This window comes from Aeromonas sp. FDAARGOS 1403 (genome assembly GCF_019047325.1).
GTDB classification, from domain to species: domain Bacteria; phylum Pseudomonadota; class Gammaproteobacteria; order Enterobacterales; family Aeromonadaceae; genus Aeromonas; species Aeromonas dhakensis.
Genome location: NZ_CP077249.1, coordinates 1,643,653 through 1,670,000 on the forward strand (window position 1 = coordinate 1,643,653; position 26,348 = coordinate 1,670,000).

Sequence of the window (26,348 nt, forward strand, 5' to 3'; positions counted from 1 at the left end):
ATGCCGGACCGTGAGTCAATGCGGCATCCCGGAATTATTCCCACGGTGGCCAAGGCCGCCGCCCAATAGAAGAACGTTGAATTATGTCAGCTGAATTTCTGAGTGAAGTCTCCAAGAGACGCACTTTTGCGATCATCTCGCACCCGGATGCGGGTAAAACCACCATCACCGAAAAGGTACTGCTGTTCGGACAGGCCATTCAGCGCGCCGGTACCGTCAAGGGCCGTGGCTCGGGCCAGCACGCCAAATCCGACTGGATGGAGATGGAGAAGCAGCGTGGTATCTCCATCACCACTTCCGTGATGCAGTTCCCCTACGCCGACTGCTTGGTCAACCTGCTCGATACCCCGGGTCACGAGGACTTCTCCGAAGATACCTACCGTACCCTGACGGCGGTCGACTGTTGCCTGATGGTCATCGACGCCGCCAAGGGTGTTGAAGACCGGACCCGCAAGCTGATGGAAGTGACCCGGCTGCGCGACACCCCCATCCTCACCTTCATGAACAAGCTGGACCGCGAAGTGCGCGATCCCATGGAGGTGATGGACGAGGTGGAGCGTGAGCTCAACATCATGTGCGCCCCCATCACCTGGCCCATCGGTTGCGGCAAATCCTTCAAGGGTGTCTACCACCTCTACAAGGACGAGACCTATCTGTATCAGAGCGGTCAGGGCCACACCATCCAGGAGAAGCGGGTGGTCAAGGGGCTGAACAACCCCGAGCTGGACGCCGCCATCGGCGAGGATCTCGCGGCCCAGCTGCGGGGAGAACTGGAGCTGGTGCAGGGCGCCTCCCCCGAGTTCGATCACGACGCCTTCATCGCCGGCGAGATGACCCCGGTCTTCTTCGGTACCGCACTCGGCAACTTCGGTGTCGACCACATGCTGGACGGCCTGACCGACTGGGCGCCGGCCCCCATGCCGCGCAAGGCCGAGAGCCGCGAAGTGGTGGCGACCGAGGAGAAGTTCTCCGGCTTCGTGTTCAAGATCCAGGCGAACATGGACCCGAAACACCGCGACCGTATCGCCTTTATGCGCATCGTCTCCGGCACCTATTCCAAGGGCATGAAGATGCGCCACGTGCGCATCGGCAAGGACGTGAACATCTCCGACGCCGTCACCTTCATGGCCGGTGACCGGGAGCAGGCGGAAGACGCCTTCGCCGGCGACATCATAGGTCTGCACAACCACGGCACCATCCAGATCGGCGACACCTTCACCCAGGGTGAGGATCTGAAGTTCACCGGCATCCCGAACTTCGCGCCGGAACTGTTCCGCCGCATCCGCCTGCGCGACCCGCTCAAGCAGAAGCAGCTGCTCAAGGGGCTGGTGCAGCTCTCCGAAGAGGGGGCGGTGCAGGTGTTCCGTCCGCTCATCAGCAACGATCTCATCGTCGGTGCGGTCGGTGTGCTGCAGTTCGACGTAGTGGTCTCGCGCCTGAAGAGCGAGTACAACGTCGAGGCCATCTACGAGGCGGTCAACGTCGCCACTGCCCGCTGGGTGGAAGGGACCGACGTCAAGAAGTTCGAGGAGTTCAAGCGCAAGAACGAGGTCAACCTGGCCCTCGATGGCGGTGACAACCTCACCTACATCGCGCCGACCATGGTCAACCTGCGCCTGGCCCAGGAGCGTCACCCTGACGTCCAGTTCCGCCAGACCCGCGAGCACTGACAAGGGCTTGCCGACAGGCAGACAGGATAAAAAGAGACCCCGCTTCGGCGGGGTCTCTTTTTGGATGGCGAACAGGGCGCGGATGGGGGGAGCGCCGCCGTCACCGGTCGACAAGGGGAGCAATGCCCCCTATAAAGGGGGCTTACACATGATTCAGGGAGTGATGCATGTCGGTCGAACTGCCCGTCGAGGCACAATTTAACGCTTACAACGCCCATGATCTCGAGGCCTTCCTGGCCTGCTTCTCCGATGCGTTCAAGGGGTACCGGATGCCGACGGAGAGCCCGAGCACAGTGGGCAAGGAGGCGCTCAGCGCCTTCTATGCCGAACATCGTTTCAACAACCCGGCCCTGCGGGCCGAGCTGCTGGCGCGCACCGTCATCGGCAACAAGGTGTTCGATCACGAGTTGATCTATGGCCTCTCCCCCGAGCCGCTGGAGAGCATGGCGGTGTTTGAGGTGGAGGCCGGCCTTATCAAAACGGCCTGGTTCTACTTTCCCACCTGACAGGCGCCCAGCGCCCCAGTCTGCCTTGGCCTGACTGTAAACACCGTCCGGCAACTCCGGCTGACGTCAGGCCTCACCCTTCATGCCATATTGCGTTACCTGCCGTCTGGCCCTGAGCAACAGGCAAACAAAAGGGCGGTACCAGGGCCGCCCTTGTTCATCCAGTCTTTATGCTTCACGCCACAGGCAGGGTCTCGTTGGCGGCGAGCGCCAGCACCATGCAGATCTCGCAGGCATCGTGGCCGGTGCTGCCGAGCGGCCCCGGCAGGTGCTCGAAGCCCAGAGACTCGTAGAGCGCGGTGGCCTCGCGCAGCACGGCGGTGGTCTCCAGGTAGCAGCGCTGATAGCCGAGCGCGCGCGCCTCGTCCAGTGCCTGCAGCACCAGCCGCCGCCCCAGTCCCAGCCCGCGCAGGGAGGGCATGAAGTACATCTTCTGCAGCTCGCAGACTTGCCCCTCTTCCCCCGCCAGCGGCGCTATGCCGCCCCCGCCCAGAATGGAGCCATCGGGTCCCTCGATCACCCAGTAGCGGCTGCGCTCACCCAGGTAGGTTTCATGGAGAAAGTCGAGATTGGGATCCGCTACGCCGTAGCCCTTGTCGGCGGTGAGGCCGTATTCGGCGGAGACGGCGCGCACCACGGCAGCGATGGCAGGGTTATCGGCCTGGGTGATGGGGCGAATGCGATAGCCCTGCTGGCGACGGGCGCGGGAGAGGGCGCTGCGATAGAGGCGCAGGCCTTCCCACAGCTGCTCGCGCTCGGTGAGGGTGAGCTGGGCCAGGGTCTCCTCCATGGCGCTGTCCATCTCCTGATGCAGATCCAGCAGCTGAGCCTGGCCGGCGATGGTGAGGCGTGCCTCCTTGCTGCGACCATCGGACGGATGGGGATGCCAGCTGATGAGCTCGCGCTCGGCCAGGCGGGCCAGCGGGCGGCTGGCGTTGGACTTGTCGATGCGCAGCCGCTCCGCCAGTTGCTGATTGGTGGCGGGGCCGCTCTCCAGCTCGATCAGCAGATGGGCTTCGAGCGGGCTGAGCGCCAGTTCGCCACACTGTTGGGAGAGCATGCCGAGTTCGCGAACCAGATCGCGCGACAGGGCGCGCAGGGGGCGGGGATCCATATCAGGGCTTCCTATTTGGTTGTCATCAACAACCAATATAGTCAACTAGTTGTTACTAGCAACTTTTTATTGGGTCAGAGAGGGATCACGGAACTGGCGGGCATGACGAGCGGGCACAAAAAAGGGCCCGGGAGGGGGCCCAAACATTGGAAACCCGCGCGAGGGCGCGGATCCCATCCTTGGTCAGGCAAGGTGCCGGCGAGCGTTAGACCAGCTCGGCCAGCATGGTGTCGGCATAGGGAACCAGGGCGTCGCCCTGCTTCACCTTGGCGAGGTAGTCCGGGTTGGCGATGAGCGGGCGACCGATGGCGACCAGGTCGAAGCGGTCGGCCTTGATGGCCTCGGCTGCGGTCTCGGCGCTGTAGTTGCCCACCCCCACCAGATGACCGTCGTAGCGGGCGCGCAGGTAGTCGGAGGCGCGGCCGTCCAGGTAGTCGAAGGTGAGGCTGTCATCGAAGATGCCGAGGTGCACATAGGCCAGGTTGCGCTGGTTCAGCTCGGCTAGCAGGTGGTCGAACACGGCGCGATCCCGCGCATCCCCTTCGAGGTGCACATAGGCGCCGGGGGAGAGGCGCAGGCCCACCCGATCCCCGCCGATGCGGGCATTGATGGCATCCACCACCTCCAGCGCGAAGCGGCTCATGTTCTCGGGGCTGCCACCGTAGTTGTCGGTGCGCAGGTTGCTGGCGTGGTGCAGGAACTGATCGATGAGGTAGCCGTTGGCACCGTGGATCTCCACCCCGTCAAAGCCCGCTTCGATGGCGTTGGCGGCGGCCTGGGCGTAATCCTCGACCAGCTGGGCGATTTCGCGCTCGGTCAGGGCGCGCGGCACCTGATAGACCAGCTCGCGCATGCGCGGCACCGTGCCCTCATGGGCGACGGCAGAGGGGGCCAGCACTTCGGCGTGGTGGAAGAAGGGGTGGGAGAGACGACCCACGTGCCACAGCTGGGCGAAGATCTTGCCGCCGTTGGCATGTACGGCGCCGGTCACTTTCTTCCAGCCGGCGATCTGCTCGGCGCTGTAGAGCCCAGGAGTATTGGGGTAGCCCTGACCGTCCGGCCGGATGATGGTGGCTTCGGAGATGATAAGGCCGATGTCGGCGCGGCGCGCATAATAGGCGGCCATCTGCTCGGTGGGCACCAGGCCCGGGCCTGCCATGCAGCGGGTGAGGGGAGCCATCATGAAACGGTTGGCGAGGGTGAGGGTGTCGTTGAGGCGATAGGGCTGAAACAGGGTATTCATGATCGTCTGTCCTGAGGGAGTGATTCTTGAACGTGCATTCAAGACGTTTTTTGTTTTGTGTGCAAGTCTTTTTTGAACGAGCATTCAACATGGGTTGGTGTTGCCAGCCCGCTGGGGTAAACTTGCCGCCCTCTTATTTCCTCTCACCGGCCCCAGGCCGGTGAATCCGCTTTTTCAACGGAGAAACCATGCGCAGCGCCGAGTTCAACCGGGACGACGTCTTGCGAAATGCCATGGAGGCATTTCGGGCCAAGGGTTACGCCAAGACCACCATGCAGGAGCTGGTGGCGGCGACCGGGTTGCATCCGGGCAGCCTCTACGCGGCGTTTGGCAACAAGCGCGGCCTGCTGCTGGCGGCGGTCGACCACTATGTGCAGGAGAAGAGCGCCCTGCGGCGCAGCTTCTTCGCCGCCGCGAGCCCGCTGGCGGGGGTGCAGGCCTACCTCGAGCAGGTGGTGAACGACGCCCTCTGCGGCACCTGTCTGGTGACCCGCACCCTGATGGAGCTGGCGGAGCAGGACGAGGAGCTGCACCTGAAGCTCAAGGCCATCTATGGCGAGCTGGATGCGGATCTGGCGGCGGTGCTGACGCTGGCCCTCGAGCGCGGCGAGCTGGCGGCCGGGCGCGACATCCCGACCCTGACCGCCTTTTTGCTCATCAACATCCAGGGCCTGGTCACCTTCGCCCAGTGCCGCCCCGACCCCGTCCTGCTGGGTGGCGTGGTCACCCAGCTGATGACGGCCCTGCGGGCGTAATGCCTCGCCCATAAACAACCATGGCTCCCGCGGGAGCCATGGTTGTTTATGGGGAGGTCACACGCCGCCGGGTTGTTTGCTCCCTTCTCCCCTCGCGGTAGCCATGGTTGTTTCTGGGTATGTCACGCACAGCTGGGTTGTTTGCTCCCTTCTCCCCTCGCGGTAGCCATGGTGGTTTCTGGGGATGCCACACGCAGCCGGGTTGTTTGCTCCCTTCTCCCCTTGTGGGAGCCATGGCTGTTTCTGGGGATGTCACACGCCGCCGGGGTGTTTGCTCCCTTCTCCCCTTGTGGGAGCCATGGCTGTTTCTGGGGATGTCACACGCCGCCGGGGTGTTTGCTCCCTTCTCCCCTCGCGGGAGAAGGGTTGGGGATGAGGGGGAGGGCTCTGCTCAGCGCAATGAGAGCAAAAGAAGTTCCAGTACGGCCTCCATCCGACTCAACACATCGTTATTCCACACCCTGATCACCCGAAAGCCCTGCTGATTGAGGTAGGCCGTTCTTGCGCCATCATATTGCCGCCCCGCCGGTTCGTTGTGCTGTGACCCGTCTACCTCGATGATCAACCTCTGTTCAAGAGAGATGAAATCGACAATGTAGGGCCCGATGGGCATCTGGCGACGGAATTTCACCCCAGCCAGACGGCGGTCGCGCAATTGCAGCCACAGCTTCTGTTCGGCAAGGGTGGCTTCTCGCCTCATGCGCTTGGCAAACGGATGGGTTCTCATGGTGCCTATCCAGAGCTATTTGACCCTAATAGATATAGCCATTCTCCTGTCTGGTGACTGAGTGGGTGGCGTCCCCTCACCCTGACCCTCTCCCAGAGGGAGAGGGGACAGATCGAGTGACAGTTGTCATTTTGTCGATCATCTCGGGGCCTTAGTGGAGTTTTGGGATCATGAACTGGTGAACTGATGGGTCGATCGTTGTGGGATGGATATGCTTCACCCCGGCAGGCAGGCAAGTAGGCAGGCTGTCAGCCATGTCACGAGTGGCACGGAACCAGCCCCCTTCTCCCCTCGTGGGAGAAGGGTTGGGGATGAGGGGGATGTCACTCGCTGCCGGGTTACTCCGGATTCACCAACTCCTTCATTAGCGCCTTCAACCAGATCAACGCCGGTTGCTGCGCATGCACCGGATGCCAGACGCAGTTGAGGTGATAATCGGGCACATCTTCGGGCAGCGGCAGGCTTTTCAGCGGCCAGTGGTTGGCGAGCAGCTCGGCCACCATGCTGGGCAACACCAGCAGGTGATCGCTCTGGCTCACGATGGCGGCGGCGGACATATAGCTCTGGCTGTTGACCGAGATGGTGCGACTGAACCCCAGCGTCTTCAGATAGCGATCCAGACTCGCCTCCGAGGTGCCAAGGGGCGAGTGGAACACGTGGGGCATCTCGATCAGCTGCGCCAAGCTGATGCGCTCGCCCGGCAGCGCCGAGTTATCCCCACTCTCTGCGAGCGCCGGGGCGGCCATCGGCAGATCGGCGCGCACCAGCCCGGCCAGCGGCTCGGTGAGCCAGGTCTCCTTGCCGAGGTACCCAGGCACCTGCATGTATTCGTCAAAGCCGAGCACCAGATCGATTTCGCCGCTCGCCAGCTCGGCTTCGGGCAGGGTGTCGCGCAGGATGCGGATCTCGATGGTGACTCCGGGCGCCAGCCGTTTGAGACGCTGGATAAGCGGCGGGATGAGCACGCACTCCACGTAATCCGTGGTGCAGAGCACGAAGCGGCGCTTCGACTGGCTCGGCTCGAACACCTCCTCGTCGCTGAGCTGCTGCTCCAGCAGCCGCAGCGCCTGCTGGACTCCCAGATGCAGCCGCTGGGCGCGAGGGGTCGGCAGCATCCCCTGCGGGGTGCGCACCAAGAGCGGATCGCCAAAGAAGGTGCGCAGACGATTGAGCGCATGGCTCATGGCGGGTTGGCTGATAAAGAGGGTTTCGGCGGCGCGGGTGACGCTGCCCTGCGCCATCAGGGCGTCAAAGGCGAGCAGCAGATTGAGGTCGAGCTGGTGCAGTTTCATCAAGATTATTTGCCAGGCTTATGGGACAATCCATCCTATTCATTTGATGGATGTGAGCGCAACTTCTTACACTGCGACCACTGTTATTTTTCCAGGATCCCCGCGCCGCGTTTTCACGCCTGCGGGGTCTCAATCCATGCAAGGAGCCTTGCGATGAGCATCAAGACCATGAACACCACGCCGGCCGCCGACGGCTTCACCATGCCCGCCGAGTGGGCACACCAGCAGGCCGTCTGGATGATCTGGCCGTTTCGCCCGGACAACTGGCGTGAGGCCGGTCGCTTCGCGCAAGCCACCTTCGCCAAGGTGGCGGATGCCATCGGGCAAGCCACCCCGGTCTTTATGGGGGTGCCGGCCCGGTTTATGGAGCAGGCCCGCGCCATCATGCCCAGCCATGTCACCCTGGTCGAGATGAACAGCGATGACTGCTGGGCCCGCGACAGCGGCCCCACCATCGTCACCAACGCAACCGGCGAGTGCCGTGGCGTGGATTGGGGCTTCAACGCCTGGGGCGGCCACAAGGGCGGTCTCTACTACCCCTGGGATCAAGATGAGCAAGTGGCGGCCCAGATGCTGGCACAGCACGGCATGGATCGTTACGACGCGCCGCTCATTCTGGAAGGGGGCTCCATCCACGTCGACGGCGAAGGCACCTGCCTGACCACCGCCGAGTGCCTGCTCAACGAAAACCGCAACCCGCATTTGAGCAAAGAGCAGATCGAAGCTCACCTGCGCGACTATCTGGGCGTGCAGAGCTTTATCTGGCTGGACGAAGGCGTCTACATGGACGAGACCGACGGCCACATCGACAACATGTGCTGCTTCGTGCGTCCGGGTGAAGTGGCCCTGCACTGGACTGACGACCAGAACGATCCCCAGTACGAGCGCTCCGTGGCCGCCCTCAAGGTGCTGGAAGCGGCGGTCGACGCCAAGGGTCGCAAGCTGAAAGTGTGGAAGCTGCCCCAGCCGGGCCCGCTCTACTGCACCCAGGAAGAGTCTGCCGGTGTCGAGAGCGGTACCGGTGTGCCGCGCGAGGCAGAAGGCCGTCTGGCCGGTTCCTACGTGAACTTCCTCATCACCAACGATCGCATCGTTTACCCGCTGCTGGATGCCGCCACCGACGGGCAGGCCCAGCGCATCCTGGAAGAAATTTTCCCGCAGCATAAGGTCGTCGGCGTGCCGGCTCGCGAGATCCTGCTGGGCGGTGGCAATATTCACTGCATTACTCAGCAAATCCCCTCCGGGAAATAAGCAGCAGGCTCGACTAACTCGACAAAACCCCACATCGTGGGGTTTTGTCTCTTGATATACGGGGGTCGGGAGCTGTAGCGGCCGCGACCCCCCTGAAGCGATTCGCTGCGATATTGCCGCGTTAGCCGATATCGCACACCGTCACCCTTTACAGGAGATCCAAATGATCGAAGTGACCGAGGTTTCCATTGCCGAGCTGCGCGGTGCGCTCGAAGCAGGCCGCACCACAGCGGTCGAACTGGTCAAGGCCTATCTGGCCCGGATCGAGGCCTACAACGGCCCCGAGACTGCTACCAAGCTCAACGCTTTGGTAGTCCCCAACCCCGATGCACTGAAAGAGGCGCAAGCGTCTGATGCGCGCCGCGCCCGTGGCGAAACTCTGGGCCCGCTGGACGGCATCCCCTACACCGCCAAAGACAGCTATCTGGTCAAGGGGCTGACCGCCGCCTCCGGCAGCCCGGCCTTCAAGGATCTGGTGGCCCAGCGCGATGCCTTTACCGTTGAGCGCCTGCGCGCCGCCGGTGCCATCTGCCTTGGCAAGACCAATATGCCGCCGATGGCCAATGGCGGCATGCAGCGCGGCGTCTATGGCCGTGCCGAGAGCCCCTACAACGCCGACTACCTGACCGCGCCGTTTGCCTCCGGCTCCTCCAACGGCGCCGGTACCGCCACCGCCGCCAGCTTCTCCGCCTTCGGCCTGGCTGAAGAGACCTGGTCGAGCGGCCGTGGCCCCGCTTCCAACAACGGTCTGTGCGCCTACACTCCGTCCCGTGGTGTCATCTCGGTGCGCGGCAACTGGCCGCTGACTCCGACCATGGATGTGGTGGTGCCTTATGCCCGCACCATGGCTGATCTCTTGGAAGTGCTGGATGTGGTAGTGGCTGACGATGCCGATACCCGTGGCGATCTCTGGCGCATGCAGCCCTGGGTGCAACTGCCCAAGGCCTCCGAAGTGCGTCCGGCTTCCTATCTGGAGCTGGCTGCCAAGGCCGATGCCCTCAAGGGCAAGCGCCTCGGCGTGCCGCGCATGTTTATCAACAAGGATGAACTGGCCGGCACCAGCGAAAACCCCGGTATCGGCGGCCCGACCGGTCAGCGCATCCATACCCGCGACTCCGTGATTGCCCTGTGGGAGCAGGCCCGTCAGGCGCTGGAAGCCGCTGGCGCCGAGGTCATCGAAGTGGACTTCCCGCTGGTCTCCAACTGCGAAGGGGACCGACCAGGCGCGCCGACCGTGTTCAATCGCGGCATCGTGAGCCCGGAGTTTCTCAACGACGAGCTGTGGGAGCTCTCCGGCTGGGCGTTCGACGACTTCCTGCGCGCCAACGGCGATCCCAAACTCAACAAGTTGGCCGATGTCGATGGGCCGAAGATCTTCCCCCACGATCCGGGCACCCTGCCGAACCGCGAGGGCGATCTGGCGGCGGGCATGGACGAGTACGTCAATATGGCCAAGCGCGGCCTGAAATCCTGGGACGAGATCGCCACAGTGCCGGACGGCCTGCGTGGTCTGGAGAAGACCCGCAAGCTGGATCTGGAAGACTGGATGGACGGTCTCAAGCTCGACGCCGTGCTGTTCCCCACCGTCGCCGACGTCGCCCCGGCTGACGCGGATGTGAATCCGGCCTCCGCCGATATCGCCTGGAGCAACGGCATCTGGGTTGCCAACGGAAACCTCGCCATTCGCCACCTCGGCGTGCCGACCGTCACCGTCCCGATGGGCGTGATGGCCGATATCGGTATGCCGGTGGGCCTGACCTTCGCCGGTCGCGCCTATGACGACAACAACCTGCTGCGCTTCGCCTCGGCCTTCGAGTCCACCGGCAGCAAGCGCATGGTGCCGCCACGGACGCCGCCGTTGGCTTGATTTGTGTGGTGAGTTAAATCTATCTGGTTTATCCGAAGATAATGAAAAAACCACCCGTTATGCGGGTGGTTTTTATTTAAATGTGTTATTGGTTCGGTATTTCCATCTTATGTTCACCAAAAATTTCCACGCCTGAATATGCTACCTTGGGTAAGTGGACGCTCCACTCGCAATTTTCGTTGTAAGGTTGTTTAATTAGGTCTGCATTTTTGTTTGTTAATACCATTTCATAGTACTTTATACTTGGTTGTCGATCTTCCATCATTTTTATAATCGTATGCCTTATTTCAGCTGGGCATCGGAGACCAAACGTGATTTCCTCTAACATTAGGGGCGAGTTTTGAAGACCAATGTTACTTATCAGTCTGTATTCTTTTTCATATTTCCATGTTCTGCTTTTCTTTAAGAGGATTTCATTTTCTATGATGGTTTGTTCATCTTTATCATTTTTAACAAATGCATTGTAAAGTGATGATGTTTTTATCACGCCATGCTTGCCATATATCACAGGCTTGATATCAGGAACAGGCTTTCTATTATCGCTATATCCAATACAGATACCTTTATGTTCATCACCATAATGGCTCCACATTAGCATGTTTTTCCCATCTTTAGAAAAACAGAAAACACCTCTACTGTAATGTTCCCTTAACTCTGAAAGTATATTTGAAGTTAATATTCCAGTTTCAGCATCCTCCGGTGTACAGGTATACTCTGGATCGGTTGAGTTATAACTCATTCTATTTAAGTCATCTATTACTATAGATTTTGCCATTTCTTCTAGTAAGGGTTTTATTTTTGCTTCAATGTCTTTACCTCTAATGTTCTGTTCTGCATTTTTAAGTGTTCTAGGAAACTTTAGCCTAGCATATATCTGTCTTAGCTCTTCAATTGAAGAATTATTCTCAATGGAGAACATTTTGCAGTCAAGTGGGTCATTAAAGGTCGCGGGTGAAGCATAAAATATTTTATCCCAACAAAGAGATTCTATTAGGTTAGTATTCATCGCCCTGTATTTGTAGGAAATTTCTTTCTTCATCACCGTACCTGCACGTTTTAGTGAGTAATTTCATGCATCATAATATGATTTCATATTTGTTTTCTAATCTATTGTCGGGATAGATTGAGCATTGTTTAGCTTGCATGATTGTCTTCACAGTTAGTGCCATGGGTTCGAATAGTGAATCGTATTCAGACGATCGCGGACAGGCCGTGGCCGAGAAGCAGGTGATATTCAGAGTTTTCTGTTGGCCTTGCCATGACTCGATGCGTGGCGATAAACGGACGATTACGCTGCGCTAATCGACCCTACATTATGGGACTTATTGTTACCTCCCCCTCATCCCCAGCCCTTCTCCCGCAAGGGGAGAAGGGGGAAAATATGCTCCGCTGATTGTGTGTTGGCTCTGTGGTGCGGGTGAATATCAATGGGTTGGAATTGGCACGGACCATCCCCTCTCCCTCGGGAGAGGGTTAGGGTGAGGGGTTGCTATCTGTGTTGTCGTTTCGTTTTGAGCCTTTACCTCTCTCCACTTCCCGCACCGTCAATCGCCATATTGGCGTGGCTCGCCGCCGATTCCCCCTGATTTTTTTCTGACTTCCCCCGACTTCACCCTCCCTTCACTCAAGCCCATTTTCCCTTCACAAATCCCCCGTATTTTCTGCCCACTGATAAATAGGCCCGACTTGTCACAGGGGTGGCGAGGGGGCGGTTGGTTCGAGGGAGCAAGATGATGAAAGGTTGGATAAAGTGCGGGCTGGCCGGGGCCCTGGTGCTGATGGCGAGTTTCTGGGGCGGCAGCGTGCGGGCGGCGGGGATGTCGCTGACGCAGGTGAGCGGCCCTGTCTACGTTGTCGAGGACAACTACTACATACAGGAAAACTCCATGGTCTATTTCGGGGCCAAGGGCGTGACGGTGGTGGGAGCGACCTGGACGCCGGATACCGCCCGCGAGCTGCACAAGCTGATCAAACGGGTCAGCCGCCAGCCGGTGCTGGAGGTGATCAACACCAACTACCACACCGACCGGGCAGGCGGTAACGCCTACTGGAAGTCCATCGGGGCCAAGGTGGTATCGACCCGCCAGACCCGGGATCTGATGAAGAGCGACTGGGCCGAGATTGTCGCCTTTACCCGCAAGGGGCTGCCGGAGTACCCGGACTTGCCGCTGGTGCTGCCAAACGTGGTGCACGATGGCGACTTCACGCTGCAAGAGGGCAAGCTGCGTGCCTTCTACGCGGGCCCGGCCCATACGCCGGACGGCATCTTTGTCTACTTCCCCGATGAGCAGGTGCTCTATGGCAACTGCATCCTCAAGGAGAAGCTGGGCAACCTGAGCTTTGCCAATGTGAAGGAGTATCCGCAGACCATCGAGCGGCTGAAAGCGATGAAGCTGCCGATCAAGACGGTGATCGGCGGTCACGACTCACCGCTGCACGGGCCTGAGCTTATCGATCAATACGAGGCGCTGATCAAGGCCGCGCCCCAGTCATAAGCCGGCGCGGCGGCAGCCGAATGACGCGCTGGATGCACTAAAGAAGGCGCCCCGACCGGGGCGTTTCTGGCAAGGTGACGCCCTTGCCCCCTGTTTCGGGCTGTTCAAGGGCGGCCCCCTTTCATAAGATGGGCCTCTCCTCACGCAGTTAGCGGGCCTTTCGTGATGCACGCAATTCAAGACGAACAACCCGATTCACTTGGCCGCCTCAAGCAGGCTTTCATCACCGGCATGTGGGCGTCCCTTGCCAGCATCATCATCGGCTTCGCCTTCAAGGTGTGGCTGGCGCAGTGGGTGGCCAAGGGGGATCTGGCGCTGTTCAACAGCGTGGTGGATTTGATCTCGCTGTCCCTCATCCTGATGACCGGCTTTCGCTCCTCCATGGTGGTGAGCTACTCCCAGACCAGGAACGATCGGGATATCATCAATATCTTCCGCTACTTCCTCATCGGCATGGTGCTGCTCACCTGGGGGCTGGTGATCCCCTACATCAAGCACGGGCTCCATATCCGGGCCGAATATCTGCAACTGGTGGGGGTCATCTTCGGGCTGGGGCTCAAGGTCTACTTCACCAATCTGGTGGCCATGTACCGGATGTACGGGATCTCCAACCGGGTCACCTGGCTGGAGCCGCTGGCCAACGGTCTGCTGTTTATGGCCTGTTATTTCGCACTTGGCCTGGATGCCCTTGCTTCGCTCTTCTACGGGCTGACGTTCTCTTCGCTCGGTATCGCCGGCTACATGTATCTGTACCGGCGTAGGGCCATCGCCACCCGGCCGCTGGCCAGGGTCGAGCTTGGCCCCGAGATGCGCAGCTATGTGAAGAAGAGCTTTACCGCATCCCTCGAGGCGGGGGCCAGCATCCTGATGATCTACATCACGGTACTGCTCACCATCCGCCACTTCAGCCTCGACGAGCTGGGGGATTTTCAGGTGGTGGTGCGCCCCATCTTCACCTACATGACCACCCTGTTCGTCTTCCCCATCTACCGCTTCGTGCTGCCGGAGCTGGCAGTCAATCTGCGCAGCGGTGATCACCGCCAGATCCGCCTGATCCGGCGCTGGATCTTCCGCCTCAGCGCCATCGTCAGCCTGGTCTTCTTCCTGGTGATGCTGCTGGCGGGCAAGCCGCTGGTGTCGCTGCTGTTCCCGGCCGACTATCTGGGGGCCGTGCCGGTGCTGCTGCACTTCTCCCTCTTCTTCATCTTCATGATGCTCAATGGCTACCAGCTTGCCTACATCAAGGCCCACGGCCACTTCACCCAGAGTCTGCTGATCCGCGCGGTGGGCATAGTGGCGCTGGTGGCGGCCTACTACCTGGTGGCCCGCTTCACCACCAACGTGGTGGCCATTATCGTGGCGCTGGGCCTCGGTTATCTGGTGATGTTTGTGCTCTCCACCCTGGCCGAGCAGCGCATCCTGCGGGCCCTGCCGCTCGTGCTGGCCAGCCACGGGTAGCCGCCGGCCAGCCAATAAAAAACGCCCGCTTGGGCGTTTTTTATTGGGTCGCGCTGCGGGTTACAGCAGCATGCCAACGGCCAGCCGGTTGAAGGCATTCATCAGGGCGGCCGCCAGAGTCAGGTCCGAGATCTCGCGATCGGAAAAATGGGCCTTGAGCGGTGCGTAGCGCTCGTCCGGTGCGCCTGCCTCATGGACATAAGTGAGCGTCTCGGCCCAGGCCAGGGCGGCGCGCTCGCGTTCGCTGAACAGGTCGCTGACCCGCCATCCCGCCAGACAATCGAGTTTTTGCTGCGACACCTCGCACTCGCGCAGCGCCTTGGCGTGCATCCCTAGGCAGAAGGCGCAGCCGTTGATCTGCGAGATGCGCAGATAGACCAGCTCCAGCAAGGGGGCGCCGAGGGGGCCTGCGGCCAGGGCGTCGCTGGTGGCGCGCAGCCCTTGATAGGCCTCGGCTGACAGGGTGGAAAAGGGAAGTCTTGGCTGAGTCATGGCAGTACTCCAAGGTGGTGTGGATCGGCAAGCCGGCTAAACAGGGGCTGCTGCGCCAGCAGCGCGCGGTTGGCGTCGATGGTCTGGCGCACTGCCTCGTCACCGAACACCAGTCCCTGCAGATAGAAGAAATGGATGTTGAACAGCCCCAGGGTGTTGAGCGCGTGGCGCAGGTAGGGGGTCAGGAAATCGGGTTGCCCGGCTCGCGGGCCCTGATGAAAGCCGCCCGATCCCACCAGGACGTAGACGGGGCGGTCGGCCAGCAGCCCCAGCTTGCCCTCGGCACTCGACTGGAAGGTGCGATGGATGCGCAGCACATAGTCAATCCACAGTTTGAGGGCGGCCGGCAGGGTGAAGTTGTGCAGCGGGGTGGCGATAAGCAGGGCATCGCTCTGCTCCAGCTCCCGGATCAGCGTCTCGGAGAGGGCCAGCTCGGGGGCGTCAAAGGGGGTGGCCGTGGTCAGCGCCTGCACATAGGCCTGGCTCAGGGTCGGCAGGGGGTCAGTGCCAACAGGGCGTTCGACCAGCGCGAGGGCCGGGTGCGCTTGCCGCAGACAGGCCACCAGATCCAGCGCCAACCGGTTGGCGTGAGAGGCAGCTCCCTGGGCGCTGGCATTGATCAGCAGTACCTGGTTCATGGGCGCAGATCCTCGCAAAAGTGCATCCCGCGGGAGAGCAACCCGCAGCGAAAGTAGAAGCGCTGGGCCAGCGCATTGTGCAGGCCGGTATCGAGCACCAGGTGATCGCACCCCAGCCGCAGGGCTTCGGCGCGCACGGCGTCCAGAAGCTGCGCCCCCAGGCCGCTGCGCTGCAGGTCGGGACTGACGACGAGGTCGTCGATATAGACAAAGCGCCCGTAGATGAGATTTTCCTGCAGGCGATAGCCAGCCAGGCCGACGATGCGTTCGGCGTCCCGTGCACCCAGCAGGCGATAGCCTTGTTGCGTCTGCCTGGTGAGCTGCGCCACATAGCGCTCCGGGCAGCTGAGGTGGGGGCGCAGCTGCTGCATCAGGGCGAAGCTGGCGGCAAAGGCCGCTTCGTCGTCGAGGGGGTGGAGAGTGTGTGCCACATCGGGTGTCCATGCTGGGGTGATGAGGCACTGTATGCCCGCCATGGACCCGCTCACAGGGCCAAAAACGGTGTAAATGAGTAGGCCATGTGGCCGTGCGGAGGGAGCCTGGGCCCCCTCACCGGATTAGCGGCGGGCCTTGCTCTTGTTGCCAGCGAGCGCCTGCTTTCGGGCGCGCTGCTTTTGGGCCGCCTTGCTGCTGCGGCGTGGCTCGGGCTCGAAGCGGGTGAGATCCGGCTCAAAGCCCGGGAACCACTGCTGGGGCAAACGGGTGTCGAGCACCGCCTCCACCTTCTCCAGCAGCGGCGCATCTTCCGGGCTGAAGAGTGTGATGGCGAGCCCCTTGTTGCCGGCGCGACCGGTGCGACCGATGCGGTGCACGTAATCCTCCGCCACAAACGGGAACTCCATATTGATCACGTAGTTGAGATCCGTGATATCGAGGCCGCGGGCCGCTACATCGGTGGCCACCAGTGCCTGCAGGGTGCCGGCGCGAAACTCCAGCAGCACCTTCTCCCGCGCCCCTTGTGACAGATCACCGTGGAAGGCCAGCGCATTGATACCGGTCTTGCCGAGCTGCTGGGCCAGCTTGTCGGCCCCCTGGCGGGTGCGGCTGAAGATCAGCGCCGGCGCCCAGCCCTTTACCTTCAACATGTGCTCGACCAGCGCCAGCTTGCGATCGCCATCCACGGTATAGACCCGCTGCTCCACCTCGGCCGCCGTGGTGTTGCGTGGGGCCACTTCAATCAGCGCCGGGTCGCGCAGCAGCACTTTGCTCAAGGCAAACAGGTTGTCATCGCAGGTGGCCGAAAAGAGCAGGGTCTGACGATCCGCCGGGATTTGCTTCAGCAGCGCCTTGATCTCGTCCATAAAGCCCATGTCGAGCATGCGGTCCGCCTCGTCAAACACCAGATGGCGCAGCGCCGCCAGACTTAAGGCCCCTTGCCGCAGGTGGTCGAGCAGCCGGCCCGGGGTAGCGATCAGGATATCCACCCCGGCTTTCAACGCCTCCACCTGTGCGGCTATGCTCACCCCGCCGTAGACCAGCGTGCTGGTGAGGTCGGTGCCCTTGGCGTAGCGCGTGACGCTCTCATGTACCTGCACCGCCAGCTCGCGGGTCGGCACCAGCACCAGGGCGCGGATGGGGCGGGGCTCTGCCTGTGGCTGCTGTAGCAGCTGTTCCAGCAGTGGCAGCACGAAGGCGGCGGTCTTGCCGGTGCCGGTCTGGGCACCCGCCATCAGATCGCGCCCCGTCAGAATGACCGGGATGGCGCTGGCCTGCACCGGGGTCGGCGCGGCGTAGCCAAGCTCGGTCAGGGTCTGCTGCAGGCGGGGGGAGAGCGCCAGATCGGCGAAGGAGGCAATGGACATAAGGGTACCCGTCGGGATGGGCGCGGCCACGCCGCGCTGGAAACAGTCTTGATGGCCGGCATGGTAACAGATGCGGGGCCGCGGGCAGAAGGCGCCGCCGGCTCAGCGACAGTGAAACACCTCCTCCAGCGCGTCCACCACGGCGCGCACCCGGCTGGCTTTTTGCAAGTCGGGGTGGAGCACCAGCCAGATGTCGACCGGATCGCACAGGGTGGGCAGCACGCGCACCAGTTCCGGCTCCTTGTCCGCCAGAAAGGTGGAGAGCAGGGCGATGCCGAGCCCCTGGCGGGCCGCCGCCAGCAACAGCAGCTGGGCGTTGCACTGCAGCACCACGTTGGGCTCGTGCAGCGGCTCCCCGCACAGACTGTGCCAGTGGCGGGAGACCAGCTCCCTGGCAAACAGCAGCAGGGCGTGCTGGCTGAGGCCGTGGCCGCTCTTGGGCGTGCCGTGGCGGGCCAGATAGTCGCGAGAGGCATAGAGCCCCATCTCTATGGTGGTGAGGCGTTTGATCACCAGCTCGTCGTTGTCCGGGCGCAGCCCGCGGATGGCGAGATCGGCCTCCCGGTAGGCGATGTCGCTGACGCTGACCGCGGTCTGCAGGCTGAGCCGGATACCGGGGTGGCGCTCGCGCAGTAAGGTGAGGGCGGGCAGCACGAAGGCCTGGGCCAGGGTGTCGGTGGTGGCGATGCGCACCTCGCCGCACAGGCTCTGGTCACCGGCGCTCGCCTTGCGTTCGATGGCCTTGATGGCCTGCTCCATGGCGCTGGCATCCGCCAGCATGGCCTCGCCGAGGGGACTGAGATCATAGAGCTTGGGGGTGCGGATAAAGAGCTTGGAGCCGAGGTTCTGCTCCAGCGCCGTGATGCGGCGCCCCACGGTGGCCTGATCGACCCCCAGTACGCCGGCAGCGCCGCGCAGGGTGCCCTGCCGTGCCAGTGCCAGAAAAAACCGCGCGTCGTCCCAGTTGATCATCGAGCCTCCCGTTTGTCAGCCCCTGTTGGAGCTTGCTCATTAGAAGCCAGCGCTGGCGGGATCACAAGGCAAGAGTACCCTTGTCGACATGCAGATAGATGCCACTGACATGCATTATTGAAGCAGGCTGATGCATTTGTGTCGCTGTCGAGGGGCCGCGACGGGCGCTATCATGACGCCTCTCGTCAGCGGCCTTGCCCGCCCTCATCGGAGCCTTGCATGTCATCATATCTTTGTGCCGCCGCCCCCTCTGCGGCGGCCACCTCCCATCGCGCCATCCTGCTGTTTCTGCCGCTGGCGCTGATGTCGGCGCTGCTCAACAGCAGCGTACCCACTCCCCTCTATCCCCATTATCAGCAGGCGCTGGCCCTGAGCGATGTCAGCCTCACCCTCATCTACGGCGGCTATGCGGGCGGGGTGCTGATCTCCCTGTTCGGGGTGGGCAATCTGGCGGGCAGGGTGAGCGATCTGCGCGCCATGATCCTGCCAGCCCTGCTGGCGGTACTGGGGGGCGCCCTGCTGTTCTCTCTGGCGGACTCCTTCTGGTCGCTGTTGCTGGCGCGGGTGCTGGCCGGGATCGGCACCGGCGCCCTGACCGGCGCCGCCAACGTGGCTCTGCTGCGCTTTGGCCCGCGCGATGGCGGCAAGCGGGCCGCCCTCAGCGCGACCCTCTCCTTCACCGCCGGGTTGGCGCTCGGCCCGGTGTTCAGCGGGTTGGCGCTGCAGCTGGAGTGCTATCCGACCCAACTGCCCTTCCTGCTCATCATGGGGCTGGCGGCCTGCGCCATGGCGGGGGTGGCGTTGAGCTGGCCCGCCAGCGCGCAAGGGGCGCCGACTGCGGCAACGCAGCAGGGCAGGGGATCGCTGGGGGAGGGGCTCAAGGCCACCGGGGCGGCTTTCTTTATTTGTGCACTGGCGCTGTTTACCGCCTGGGCGGTGGCGGCCAGCCTGCTGGCCATCGGTCCCAAGGTGGCGAGCCAGCTGCTGGGGCTGCGGGATCTGGGTCTGTTCGGCTATCTCATCGCGGCCTACATGGTGCTCTCCGGCCTGTGCCAGCTCTGGGCCCGCCGGCTCGATGCCCGTCACACCCTGCAAAGCGGCGCCCTGGCGCTAGCGCTCTGCATGTTGCTGTTTGCCGGCGCCGTGCATGTCCAGTCGTGGTGGCTGGCGGTGCTCGGTTTGCTGGTGGCCGGTTACGCCCAGGGTGCGGTGTTCGTTGGCAGTGCGACCCTGGTCAACCGCATCGCGCCGGCTGCCAGCCACGCCCGACTGGTGTCGCTCTTCTACGTGATCGCCTATGTGGCGAACTGGGTGCCTGTGCTGCTGGGCTGGGTCAGCGACGGGGCCGGCGTGCAGGCGGCGGTGGATCTGCTCAGCGTCGGCAGCGTGCTGATCAGCCTGGGGCTGGCCTGGGCGGCCTGGCGCACCCGCTTCGAGCCGGCTGCCGGCTAGCGTGACTCAGTCGGCCAGCACCACCCGCTCGGCTGACAGATGGTGCATCCATTCGCGCAGGATCAAGAGGGCAGTGGCAAAGCGCCGGGTCTTGGGCAGGCTGGTGTGACTCAGTCGGCCAGCACCACCCGCTCGGCCGACAAATGGTGCATCCATTCGCGCAGGATCAAGAGGGCGGCGGCAAAGCGCCGGGTCTTGGGCAGGTTAGTGTGGCTCAGTCGGCCAGCACTACTCGCTCGGCTGACAGATGGTGCATCCATTCACGCAGGATCAAGAGGGCAGCGGCAAAGCGCCGGGTCTTGGGCAGATTGGCTGCGGCCAGCGGGTCACCCTCCACCATGGCGGCAAACTGGCCGAACAGCTGCTCCAGGCTCTCCCGGCTCAGTTCACGACTGCCGAGCACCTCGGCCAGCGGCAGCGGCGCCTGCAGGGTCACCACCTCATGGGGCGGTACCTCGGCGGCCAGCGGCATCAGCACGTCCTCCACCACCATGATGGCCTGCTCCAGCTCCAGCGCGCTCGGCGGATCCCGGCGAAATGGGCCCGGCGTCATGGCGTCGAGGCCAAAGCCCAAGTCACGGGTGAAGCGGGTGCCGTCGGCCCGGGTCAGCTGCAGCTGGCTGCTGTGCTCCCCCAGGCTGAGCAGGATGGCGGTCTGGTGGCGGGTCATGGGGTCTCCTTAGTGGCGGTCGCGACTCAGCCCTATCCATACACCCGCCGCGACCGGCTGGCGAGGGCTTTCGGCGCCCCCCATCCGGGGAATACGGCTTGCAATATGTGGCAGTGATGGCATTCTGGATGTCTAGATGGTTGTTTTGTCGTTACCTTCAGGAGTTCAGATATGGATATTCGTACCGCCCCCCGTGCGCTTGCGCTCGCCCTGTTGCTGGCCAGCGGCCTTGCCACCGCCAACGAGGCGTTGGTGATCCAGACCGACTTCGGTCTCAAGGATGGTGCCGTTTCGGCCATGAAGGGGGTCGCCTTCGGGGTGGATCGCACCCTGCCACTCTATGACCTGACCCACGAGATCCCGGCCTACAACATCTGGGAAGCCTCCTACCGTCTCTATCAGACCCTGCAGTACTGGCCCAAGGGGACTGTGTTCGTCAGCGTGGTGGATCCGGGGGTCGGCACCGATCGCAAGTCGGTGGTGCTCAAGACCAAGAGCGGCCACTACATCGTCAGCCCGGACAACGGCACCCTGACCCTGGTGGCGGAGCACTTCGGCATCGACACGGTGCGTCAGATCGACGAGAAGACCAACCGCCTCAAGGGCTCCGAGAAGTCCTACACCTTCCACGGTCGCGACGTCTACGCCTACACCGGCGCCCGGCTCGCCTCCGGTGCCATCAGCTATGAGCAGGTGGGCCCGAAACTGCCTGCCGAGGTGGTGAAGATCCCCTATCAGCCGGCAGTGGCCGAGCAGGATGGCACTCTCAGGGGCACCATTCCGATCCTGGACGTGCAGTACGGCAACGTCTGGACCAACATCGACGACAGCCTGCTGACCAAGGCGGGGATCAACAAGGGCGACAACGCCTGCATCAAGATCAGCGAAGGGGATGCGTTGAAATACGAGGGCAAGGCCCCCTATGTCAGCAGCTTTGGCGATGTGCCGGAAGGCCAGCCGCTGGTCTACCTCAACAGCCTGCTGCAGGTGTCGGTGGCGCTGAACATGGACAGCTTCGCCGCCCAGCATCAGGTGCAATCCGGCGCCAACTGGCATATCAGCCTGAAGAAGTGCTCCTGACGACAAGCTGAGGTCACCGGGTGGCCGGTACACGGAGATAAAGAGGGCAGGCATCGACGGATGCCTGCCCTCTTGTCATGGCGTCCGAGGCAGGATGGTTGTTGTCAAAACACATATTTGCAAGGTGATATTGATAATGATTGTCATTTGGCTGGATAATCGCCGACTCCTCAGACCACTCACCCTTTGCACGATGAAAACCAGCCTCTTACTGGTCAGCCTGCTGATCCTGACCGCCTGCAATGACAACCATAGCCAGGCGCCCGTTCCCTCTGTGCCGGTGGTTACACCGCCCGTGGTAGAGCCGCCGGTAGAACCTCCGGTGGTGACGCCACCCACAGAGCCGCCGGTTGAGCCGGTACCGACCCATACCCGCAGCGAGTTGACCGTGCGGCTCGATGTGACGACCCGCCTGGGGCTGGGGGCCACCCTGCTGCTGCGCCAGGCCGCTACCGGCATCGCGGTGAGCGGAGAGGTGGGGGAGGAGCGCCCCTTGGTCATGACGCTGCCGGCCGGTTTGCTGCTGGATCAGCCGCTGGAGCTGGTGGGGAGCGACGGCAGCTATATTCTGCGCGCCGCGACGGCCCGAGTGGCCGATCTCGGTGCCACGGCACTGTCGGCCCGCCGCGCTGACGCACCTTCCTTGCGACTGGATGAAGAGGAGACGGCGCTGTTCCTGCTGGCCGACCGCAATGGAGACGGCACCCTCGATCAGAGCGAGTGGGGGCAACTGGCAGAGATCCGTCTGCAACAGCAAACACTCATCCAGGACTATGCAGCCCTGTTGCTGGCCCAGCGCCAGCCGGGGGCCGAGCTCAACTATCCGGACAGCTGGCAGATGCTGCTGGCCCTGCGTGCCGATCAGGGGGAGCGTAGCTGGTATCGGCGCAGCAACAGCAGCCCCATCGAGGCGGCGAGGCAGCTGCTCTATCCCGCCCAACCCAGCCAGCCCGACGAGCCGGAGACGGCCGAGCTGCTGCGCCTTGATGAGCAGGGCCGGCTGACGAGCGGCACTGACTGGCGTTGCCTGCACGATGTGCGCAGCCCCGCCGGGGTCAAGGGCAGTCAGTACTGGTTGCACGCCAGCGGCAGCAGCATCTTGCCGCAGAGCAGCCGTGCCGGGCTGGGAGTGGTGCCGACCGGCTGCGGACGCGGTGACTGGCGACTGCCTGGCCTGGCCGAATTTGAACGGCTGCTGGCGGCGGACAAGCAGAGTTGGCGCTACCCCCACACCTTTGCTCTGGCAGTGCCGACCCGGATCTGGCTGCAGGACGGCGCCGGCCGCCCCGCTCTTTACCAACCCGCCACGGGCAGCTGGCTCGAGGAGGGGGAGGGCAGCGTGCTCTGGTATGCGCTGGCGCCCTATCCGGTACGCCCTTCGGTCATCCGTGACGACAGCATGCCCGACATGGCCGCCCTGCGCGCCCAGTATGCCGGCCCTGCCACCCAATGGCCGGCCGCCAGGGTCGATGAGGGGGTCGAGTGGCAGGAGCTGGGGCCGCTGCCGGCGGTCCCCTTCCCGGCCGACAACCCTTACAGCCGGGCCAAGGTGGTGCTGGGCCAACAACTGTTCTTCGACAAGCGGCTCTCCCGGGCGCAAGACATCAGCTGTGCCAGCTGCCACGATCCGCAAAAGGGGTGGAGCGACGGGCTGAGCGTCTCGGTGGGCCATCAGGGGCAGAAGGGGACCCGCAACGCTCCCTCCATCCTCAACAGTGCTTTCAGCAGCAGCCAGTTCTGGGATGGCCGGGTCGGTTCCCTTGAAGAGCAGTCGCTGCACCCCATCCAGAATCCGGTGGAGATGGCGCTGGATCACGACGAACTGCTGGCGCGTCTGCGGGCCAGCCGCGACTACCCGGCGGCCTTTGCCACGGCGTTCGGTGACGAGGGGATCAGCCTGGAGCGGATCGCCAAGGCGATCGCCACCTTCGAGCGCACCATCATCAGCCGCGACAGCGACTTCGAGCGCTTCGTCCAAGGCGACGGGCAGGCCCTAAGCGACAAGGCGCTGTGGGGGATGCACCTCTATCGCACCGATGGCCGCTGCATGAACTGCCACTCCGGGCCGTTGCTGAGCCAGTACCGGTTCGAGAGCGTGGGGCTGGCCTACTATGGTCGCAATCTGGAAGACCGTGGCCGTTTCCTGCACACCCGCCAAAAGGCAGACATGGGGCGCTTCAAGACCCCCAGCCTGCGGGATGTGGCATTTACCGCACCTTATATGCACAACGGGGTCTTCCCCATCCTGGCGCAGCGTATCGGCAGTTCCGTGCAGGGGGTGGTGGCCATGTACAACTTCGGGGTGACCAAGTGGAGCAGCGGGGTGGGCTTCCCGACCGGGGTTGCGCAGTACGATCCCTTCTTCCCGCAAGCCTCCGATCACCTGCATGCGCTCGGTCTCTCCAACGACGAGCTGGATGCCATCGGTGAGTTCCTGCGTAGCGTGTCTGCCGAGCCGAGGCGCACTCCGGCCACGGTCGCCGAGCTCGGATTGAGCGGGGTGGCTGACGAGGCGCCGGTGTCTGCCATCGTGATCGATCTGCAGGTGACGCCGGCAGCCCCCCGGCTGGAAGTGGGCCAGGCGCTGGCTCTGCAGGCCGAACTGCGGCTGAGCGATGGCACGCGCAATCCGGCGCAGGGCCCCTTGCAGTGGCGCAGCATGACGCCGGAGCGGGTCAGCATCGACGGCGATGGAGTGCTGCGCGCTCTGGCGGTGGGGCCGGCCCGGGTGCAGGTGAGCACGGGCGAGCGGATGCTGGAACTGGCGGTGCAGGTGGTGGATGCCCAGCCCGATTTCAGCCAGGGTTGCCGTCATCCCGAGCTGGTGGCGGGCGAGCTGATCTTCGTCTGCCCCCTGACTCGCGCGGAAGCGGACCGGCTGGAGCTGGCCTACGACGGCAGTGCCAGGGATGAGGATGGGGATTACAACCCCTTCCCCCACGACTACGTGGTGATGAGCCAGGAGCGGGCTCGCGACTACTGCCAGCAGCTGGTGGCGCGTGGCCACGATGATTGGCGCCTGCCGGCGGCCAGGGAGCTGACGGCGCTGTTTGCCGCCTATCATCAGGTCGGTGAGGAGATGAAGCTGCTGACGGAGCAGGGCTGGCCGCTCTACAGCCGGCTCTGGAGTAGCGATGCCCCCAACGACGACGGGGAGGCCCCTCTGCTCGATCCGGGCAGCGGCGAGCTCATCACGGATCTGCCGCAAGAGGCTCACGGCGTCGCCTGCGTGCGGGCACGTTAGAGGAACTCGAGTCATGATCTCGACAAGGGCGCTGCGGCGCCCTTTTCATGGCCGGTTCTGCGGTGAGCCTTACTGCCCCTTGAGTGGTGCGGCTGCGGGTTGAAGCCGGATGGGCTGGGGTGGCAGCTCGCGCACGCTTACCACCACCTCATAGCGTTTGTCGGCTTCGGCCGGCGGAATGTTCTTGAACAGCGCCTGGGCGGTGGCCTGAGGATCCTGGCCCAGCTTGCTGGCGTGATAGAGGGAGGCGGGTAACGCCGGCGGGCGCGTGTCGGGACGACCGGCTGGCGGGGCTGGCAGCTCGCAGGCCTGGGCCGACAGGCTGGCAAGCAGCAGGGTAAGTGCGAGGGTGTAACGTGACATGGGATGACTCCATCCAGGGAAGATGGCCCATCAAACGCCAGGCGAGCCGCTATCTCAACGGCTTTTACGCTCCCTTTTCACCCTCTTTACAGTCATGACAACGGGCGCCTGGGCGCCCGTTGTGGATCCTGGCAACAGCGGGACTCAGAACTCGTTGGAGAGCGCCTTGTACCCCTTGACCAGATCGATGTTGGTGTGGGCCACGTCCTCGGAGAACTCGGCGGCATCCACCGAGACTCGAGGGATATGGTCCAGATCGCTCTGCTGGTTGATGCGGGTGGTGGAGGGGACGTAGAACTCCGGCGGCAGATCGCAGCCGTCCACCACCGAGTTGTGACGCACCACGGCGCCGTCACCTATGTGGCAGTTGAAGAGCACGCTGTTGAAGCCGATGAACACCCGGTTACCCACTTCGCACGGGCCGTGGACTATGCTGCGGTGGGCGATGGAGGTGTACTCGCCGATGGTGACCGCCGCGCCGGACTTGGAGTGGATGACGACCCCGTCCTGAATGTTGGAGTTGGCGCCGATGACGATGGGCTCCATGTCGCCGCTGGCATCCACCTCGTCGGCGCGGATCACCGCATAGGGGCCGACAAACACGTTCTCCTTGATGATCACCTTGCCACAGATGATGGCTGTCTTGTCGATATAGGCTGACTCGTCGATGACCGGCAGATGGCCGGAGGGATTCTTGCGGATCATGTTACATCCTGTTGAAGAGGAAAGCGGACGGGAAACAGGCCGGACGTGCGGGCCCGCCGGAGAGTCAGCTTACGCCTCGGTGCCGGGAGGGGAAACCCTTTACTGGTCTGACCCCGACATTGGCCGGCGCCCCGGCAGGGTGTTCCCTTTGGGCAAAATATGGGAGCATGGCCGTTCCCGAGGGCGAAACGGCCCGCTCGACACTATTTGCATAACCCTGGATATCCAAGATGAAGAAGATTGTTGTGCTGCTCGGCATGCTGCTGGCCCCCTGGTTCTCCTCTGCCGTTCAGGCCAAAGGGGAGGCCGGCGAGTTTGATTATTACGCCATGGCGCTCTCCTGGTCACCAGAGCACTGCGCCATCAAGCCGGCCGACCGGGACCAATGTTCCCGCCAGCTGGGATTCGTGCTACACGGGCTCTGGCCCCAGTACCAGCGCGGCTACCCGAGCAGCTGTACCCGCGAGCGGCTGGATCCTGCGATGGAGCAGCAATTTGCCGGCCTCTATCCCAGCCGCTTTCTCTATCGCCATGAGTGGGAGAAGCACGGCA

General features: G+C 62.9%; 25 protein-coding genes (1 of these 25 running past the window's edge). 11 read left to right on the forward strand and 14 right to left on the reverse strand.

What is annotated here, in order from left to right:
* Window positions 1–80: 80 nt before the first annotated feature.
* Both prfC and I6L33_RS07920 read left to right on the forward strand, forming a co-directional pair.
* Window positions 81–1,670 (forward strand): peptide chain release factor 3, encoded by a 1,590-nt coding sequence (gene prfC / locus I6L33_RS07915; RefSeq protein ID WP_025202215.1) that lies wholly within the window; start codon window positions 81–83, stop codon window positions 1,668–1,670.
* 167 nt (window positions 1,671–1,837) lie between these two features.
* Window positions 1,838–2,176 carry a nuclear transport factor 2 family protein gene (locus I6L33_RS07920; protein WP_017764044.1) on the forward strand — a complete coding sequence of 113 codons (339 nt, stop codon included), beginning with the start codon at window positions 1,838–1,840 and terminating at the stop codon, window positions 2,174–2,176.
* A gap of 175 nt (window positions 2,177–2,351) precedes the next feature.
* Here the strand turns inward: I6L33_RS07920 and I6L33_RS07925 are convergent, their stop codons facing one another.
* On the reverse strand, window positions 2,352–3,290 hold the full coding sequence (locus tag I6L33_RS07925) for a bifunctional helix-turn-helix transcriptional regulator/GNAT family N-acetyltransferase (protein ID WP_041203432.1): 939 nt from the start codon (window positions 3,288–3,290) through the stop codon (window positions 2,352–2,354).
* 205 nt (window positions 3,291–3,495) lie between these two features.
* Window positions 3,496–4,533 carry an alkene reductase gene (locus I6L33_RS07930; RefSeq protein ID WP_181969452.1) on the reverse strand — a complete coding sequence of 346 codons (1,038 nt, stop codon included), beginning with the start codon at window positions 4,531–4,533 and terminating at the stop codon, window positions 3,496–3,498.
* Between the two features lie 188 nt (window positions 4,534–4,721).
* Here I6L33_RS07930 and I6L33_RS07935 point away from each other — a divergent pair, with 188 nt between their 5' ends.
* Window positions 4,722–5,288 carry a TetR/AcrR family transcriptional regulator gene (locus I6L33_RS07935; protein WP_010635088.1) on the forward strand — a complete coding sequence of 189 codons (567 nt, stop codon included), beginning with the start codon at window positions 4,722–4,724 and terminating at the stop codon, window positions 5,286–5,288.
* Window positions 5,289–5,679: 391 nt separating this feature from the next.
* Here the strand turns inward: I6L33_RS07935 and I6L33_RS07940 are convergent, their stop codons facing one another.
* Window positions 5,680–6,015 (reverse strand): endonuclease domain-containing protein, encoded by a 336-nt coding sequence (locus I6L33_RS07940; RefSeq protein WP_005308961.1) that lies wholly within the window; start codon window positions 6,013–6,015, stop codon window positions 5,680–5,682.
* Window positions 6,016–6,353: 338 nt separating this feature from the next.
* The gene (locus I6L33_RS07945; RefSeq protein WP_216974112.1) at window positions 6,354–7,307 is read right to left on the reverse strand and encodes a LysR family transcriptional regulator; all 954 of its coding nucleotides are present in this window, start codon (window positions 7,305–7,307) and stop codon (window positions 6,354–6,356) included.
* A gap of 153 nt (window positions 7,308–7,460) precedes the next feature.
* On the opposite strand from I6L33_RS07945, the gene aguA reads away from it, so the two are divergent.
* Together aguA and I6L33_RS07955 are read left to right on the forward strand one after the other, a co-directional pair.
* Entirely contained in the window at window positions 7,461–8,558 is a 1,098-nt protein-coding gene (gene aguA, locus I6L33_RS07950) for an agmatine deiminase (protein ID WP_216973847.1), read from the forward strand.
* A gap of 163 nt (window positions 8,559–8,721) precedes the next feature.
* Window positions 8,722–10,425, forward strand: a complete 1,704-nt coding sequence (locus I6L33_RS07955; protein ID WP_216973848.1) for an amidase — start codon at window positions 8,722–8,724, stop codon at window positions 10,423–10,425.
* 85 nt (window positions 10,426–10,510) lie between these two features.
* Here the strand turns inward: I6L33_RS07955 and I6L33_RS07960 are convergent, their stop codons facing one another.
* Complete coding sequence (locus I6L33_RS07960) at window positions 10,511–11,464, reverse strand: DUF2971 domain-containing protein (RefSeq protein ID WP_216973849.1); 954 nt, start codon at window positions 11,462–11,464, stop codon at window positions 10,511–10,513.
* A 694-nt stretch (window positions 11,465–12,158) separates the two neighbouring features.
* On the opposite strand from I6L33_RS07960, the gene I6L33_RS07965 reads away from it, so the two are divergent.
* On the forward strand, window positions 12,159–12,920 hold the full coding sequence (locus I6L33_RS07965; RefSeq protein WP_254204964.1) for a CphA family subclass B2 metallo-beta-lactamase: 762 nt from the start codon (window positions 12,159–12,161) through the stop codon (window positions 12,918–12,920).
* A 165-nt stretch (window positions 12,921–13,085) separates the two neighbouring features.
* Window positions 13,086–14,378 (forward strand): lipopolysaccharide biosynthesis protein, encoded by a 1,293-nt coding sequence (locus I6L33_RS07970; protein ID WP_216973851.1) that lies wholly within the window; start codon window positions 13,086–13,088, stop codon window positions 14,376–14,378.
* A 60-nt stretch (window positions 14,379–14,438) separates the two neighbouring features.
* On the opposite strand, the gene I6L33_RS07975 is transcribed toward I6L33_RS07970, so the two are convergent.
* The 5 genes from I6L33_RS07975 to I6L33_RS07995 all read right to left on the reverse strand — a co-directional run bounded on the left by I6L33_RS07975 (window position 14,439) and on the right by I6L33_RS07995 (window position 18,282).
* Window positions 14,439–14,870 (reverse strand): carboxymuconolactone decarboxylase family protein, encoded by a 432-nt coding sequence (locus tag I6L33_RS07975; RefSeq protein WP_010635080.1) that lies wholly within the window; start codon window positions 14,868–14,870, stop codon window positions 14,439–14,441.
* Window positions 14,867–15,508 carry an FMN-dependent NADH-azoreductase gene (locus tag I6L33_RS07980; RefSeq protein ID WP_216973852.1) on the reverse strand — a complete coding sequence of 214 codons (642 nt, stop codon included), beginning with the start codon at window positions 15,506–15,508 and terminating at the stop codon, window positions 14,867–14,869. The genes I6L33_RS07975 and I6L33_RS07980 overlap by 4 nt, the downstream gene beginning before the upstream one ends.
* On the reverse strand, window positions 15,505–15,939 hold the full coding sequence (locus I6L33_RS07985; protein WP_065017926.1) for a GNAT family N-acetyltransferase: 435 nt from the start codon (window positions 15,937–15,939) through the stop codon (window positions 15,505–15,507). The genes I6L33_RS07980 and I6L33_RS07985 overlap by 4 nt, the downstream gene beginning before the upstream one ends.
* Window positions 15,940–16,065: 126 nt before the next feature.
* On the reverse strand, window positions 16,066–17,310 hold the full coding sequence (locus I6L33_RS07990; RefSeq protein ID WP_216973853.1) for a DEAD/DEAH box helicase: 1,245 nt from the start codon (window positions 17,308–17,310) through the stop codon (window positions 16,066–16,068).
* A gap of 102 nt (window positions 17,311–17,412) precedes the next feature.
* Entirely contained in the window at window positions 17,413–18,282 is an 870-nt protein-coding gene (locus tag I6L33_RS07995) for a LysR family transcriptional regulator (protein WP_017787549.1), read from the reverse strand.
* A gap of 219 nt (window positions 18,283–18,501) precedes the next feature.
* On the opposite strand from I6L33_RS07995, the gene I6L33_RS08000 reads away from it, so the two are divergent.
* Window positions 18,502–19,734 carry an MFS transporter gene (locus I6L33_RS08000; RefSeq protein ID WP_216973854.1) on the forward strand — a complete coding sequence of 411 codons (1,233 nt, stop codon included), beginning with the start codon at window positions 18,502–18,504 and terminating at the stop codon, window positions 19,732–19,734.
* 6 nt (window positions 19,735–19,740) lie between these two features.
* On the opposite strand, the gene I6L33_RS08005 is transcribed toward I6L33_RS08000, so the two are convergent.
* Window positions 19,741–19,890, reverse strand: coding sequence for a hypothetical protein (locus I6L33_RS08005; RefSeq protein ID WP_216974158.1), 150 nt, complete (start codon window positions 19,888–19,890; stop codon window positions 19,741–19,743).
* 58 nt (window positions 19,891–19,948) lie between these two features.
* A complete protein-coding gene (locus I6L33_RS08010; protein WP_216973855.1) occupies window positions 19,949–20,404 on the reverse strand; it encodes a hypothetical protein in 456 nt (151 codons plus the stop codon).
* A 171-nt stretch (window positions 20,405–20,575) separates the two neighbouring features.
* Here I6L33_RS08010 and I6L33_RS08015 point away from each other — a divergent pair, with 171 nt between their 5' ends.
* On the forward strand, window positions 20,576–21,484 hold the full coding sequence (locus tag I6L33_RS08015) for an S-adenosyl-l-methionine hydroxide adenosyltransferase family protein (RefSeq protein WP_017788712.1): 909 nt from the start codon (window positions 20,576–20,578) through the stop codon (window positions 21,482–21,484).
* Window positions 21,485–21,677: 193 nt separating this feature from the next.
* On the forward strand, window positions 21,678–24,728 hold the full coding sequence (locus I6L33_RS08020) for a cytochrome c peroxidase (protein ID WP_216973856.1): 3,051 nt from the start codon (window positions 21,678–21,680) through the stop codon (window positions 24,726–24,728).
* A gap of 69 nt (window positions 24,729–24,797) precedes the next feature.
* Here the strand turns inward: I6L33_RS08020 and I6L33_RS08025 are convergent, their stop codons facing one another.
* Both I6L33_RS08025 and I6L33_RS08030 read right to left on the reverse strand, forming a co-directional pair.
* Window positions 24,798–25,091, reverse strand: a complete 294-nt coding sequence (locus I6L33_RS08025) for a hypothetical protein (protein WP_216973857.1) — start codon at window positions 25,089–25,091, stop codon at window positions 24,798–24,800.
* A 144-nt stretch (window positions 25,092–25,235) separates the two neighbouring features.
* Window positions 25,236–25,796, reverse strand: a complete 561-nt coding sequence (locus tag I6L33_RS08030) for a carbonic anhydrase (RefSeq protein ID WP_005309014.1) — start codon at window positions 25,794–25,796, stop codon at window positions 25,236–25,238.
* 230 nt (window positions 25,797–26,026) lie between these two features.
* Between I6L33_RS08030 and I6L33_RS08035 the strand changes: the two genes are divergently transcribed.
* Window positions 26,027–26,348, forward strand: partial view of a ribonuclease gene (locus I6L33_RS08035; protein WP_019839879.1) — the beginning only. The gene runs 326 nt beyond the window's last position; the window shows 322 of its 648 coding nt (coding positions 1–322); its start codon is at window positions 26,027–26,029; its stop codon lies off the right edge, out of view.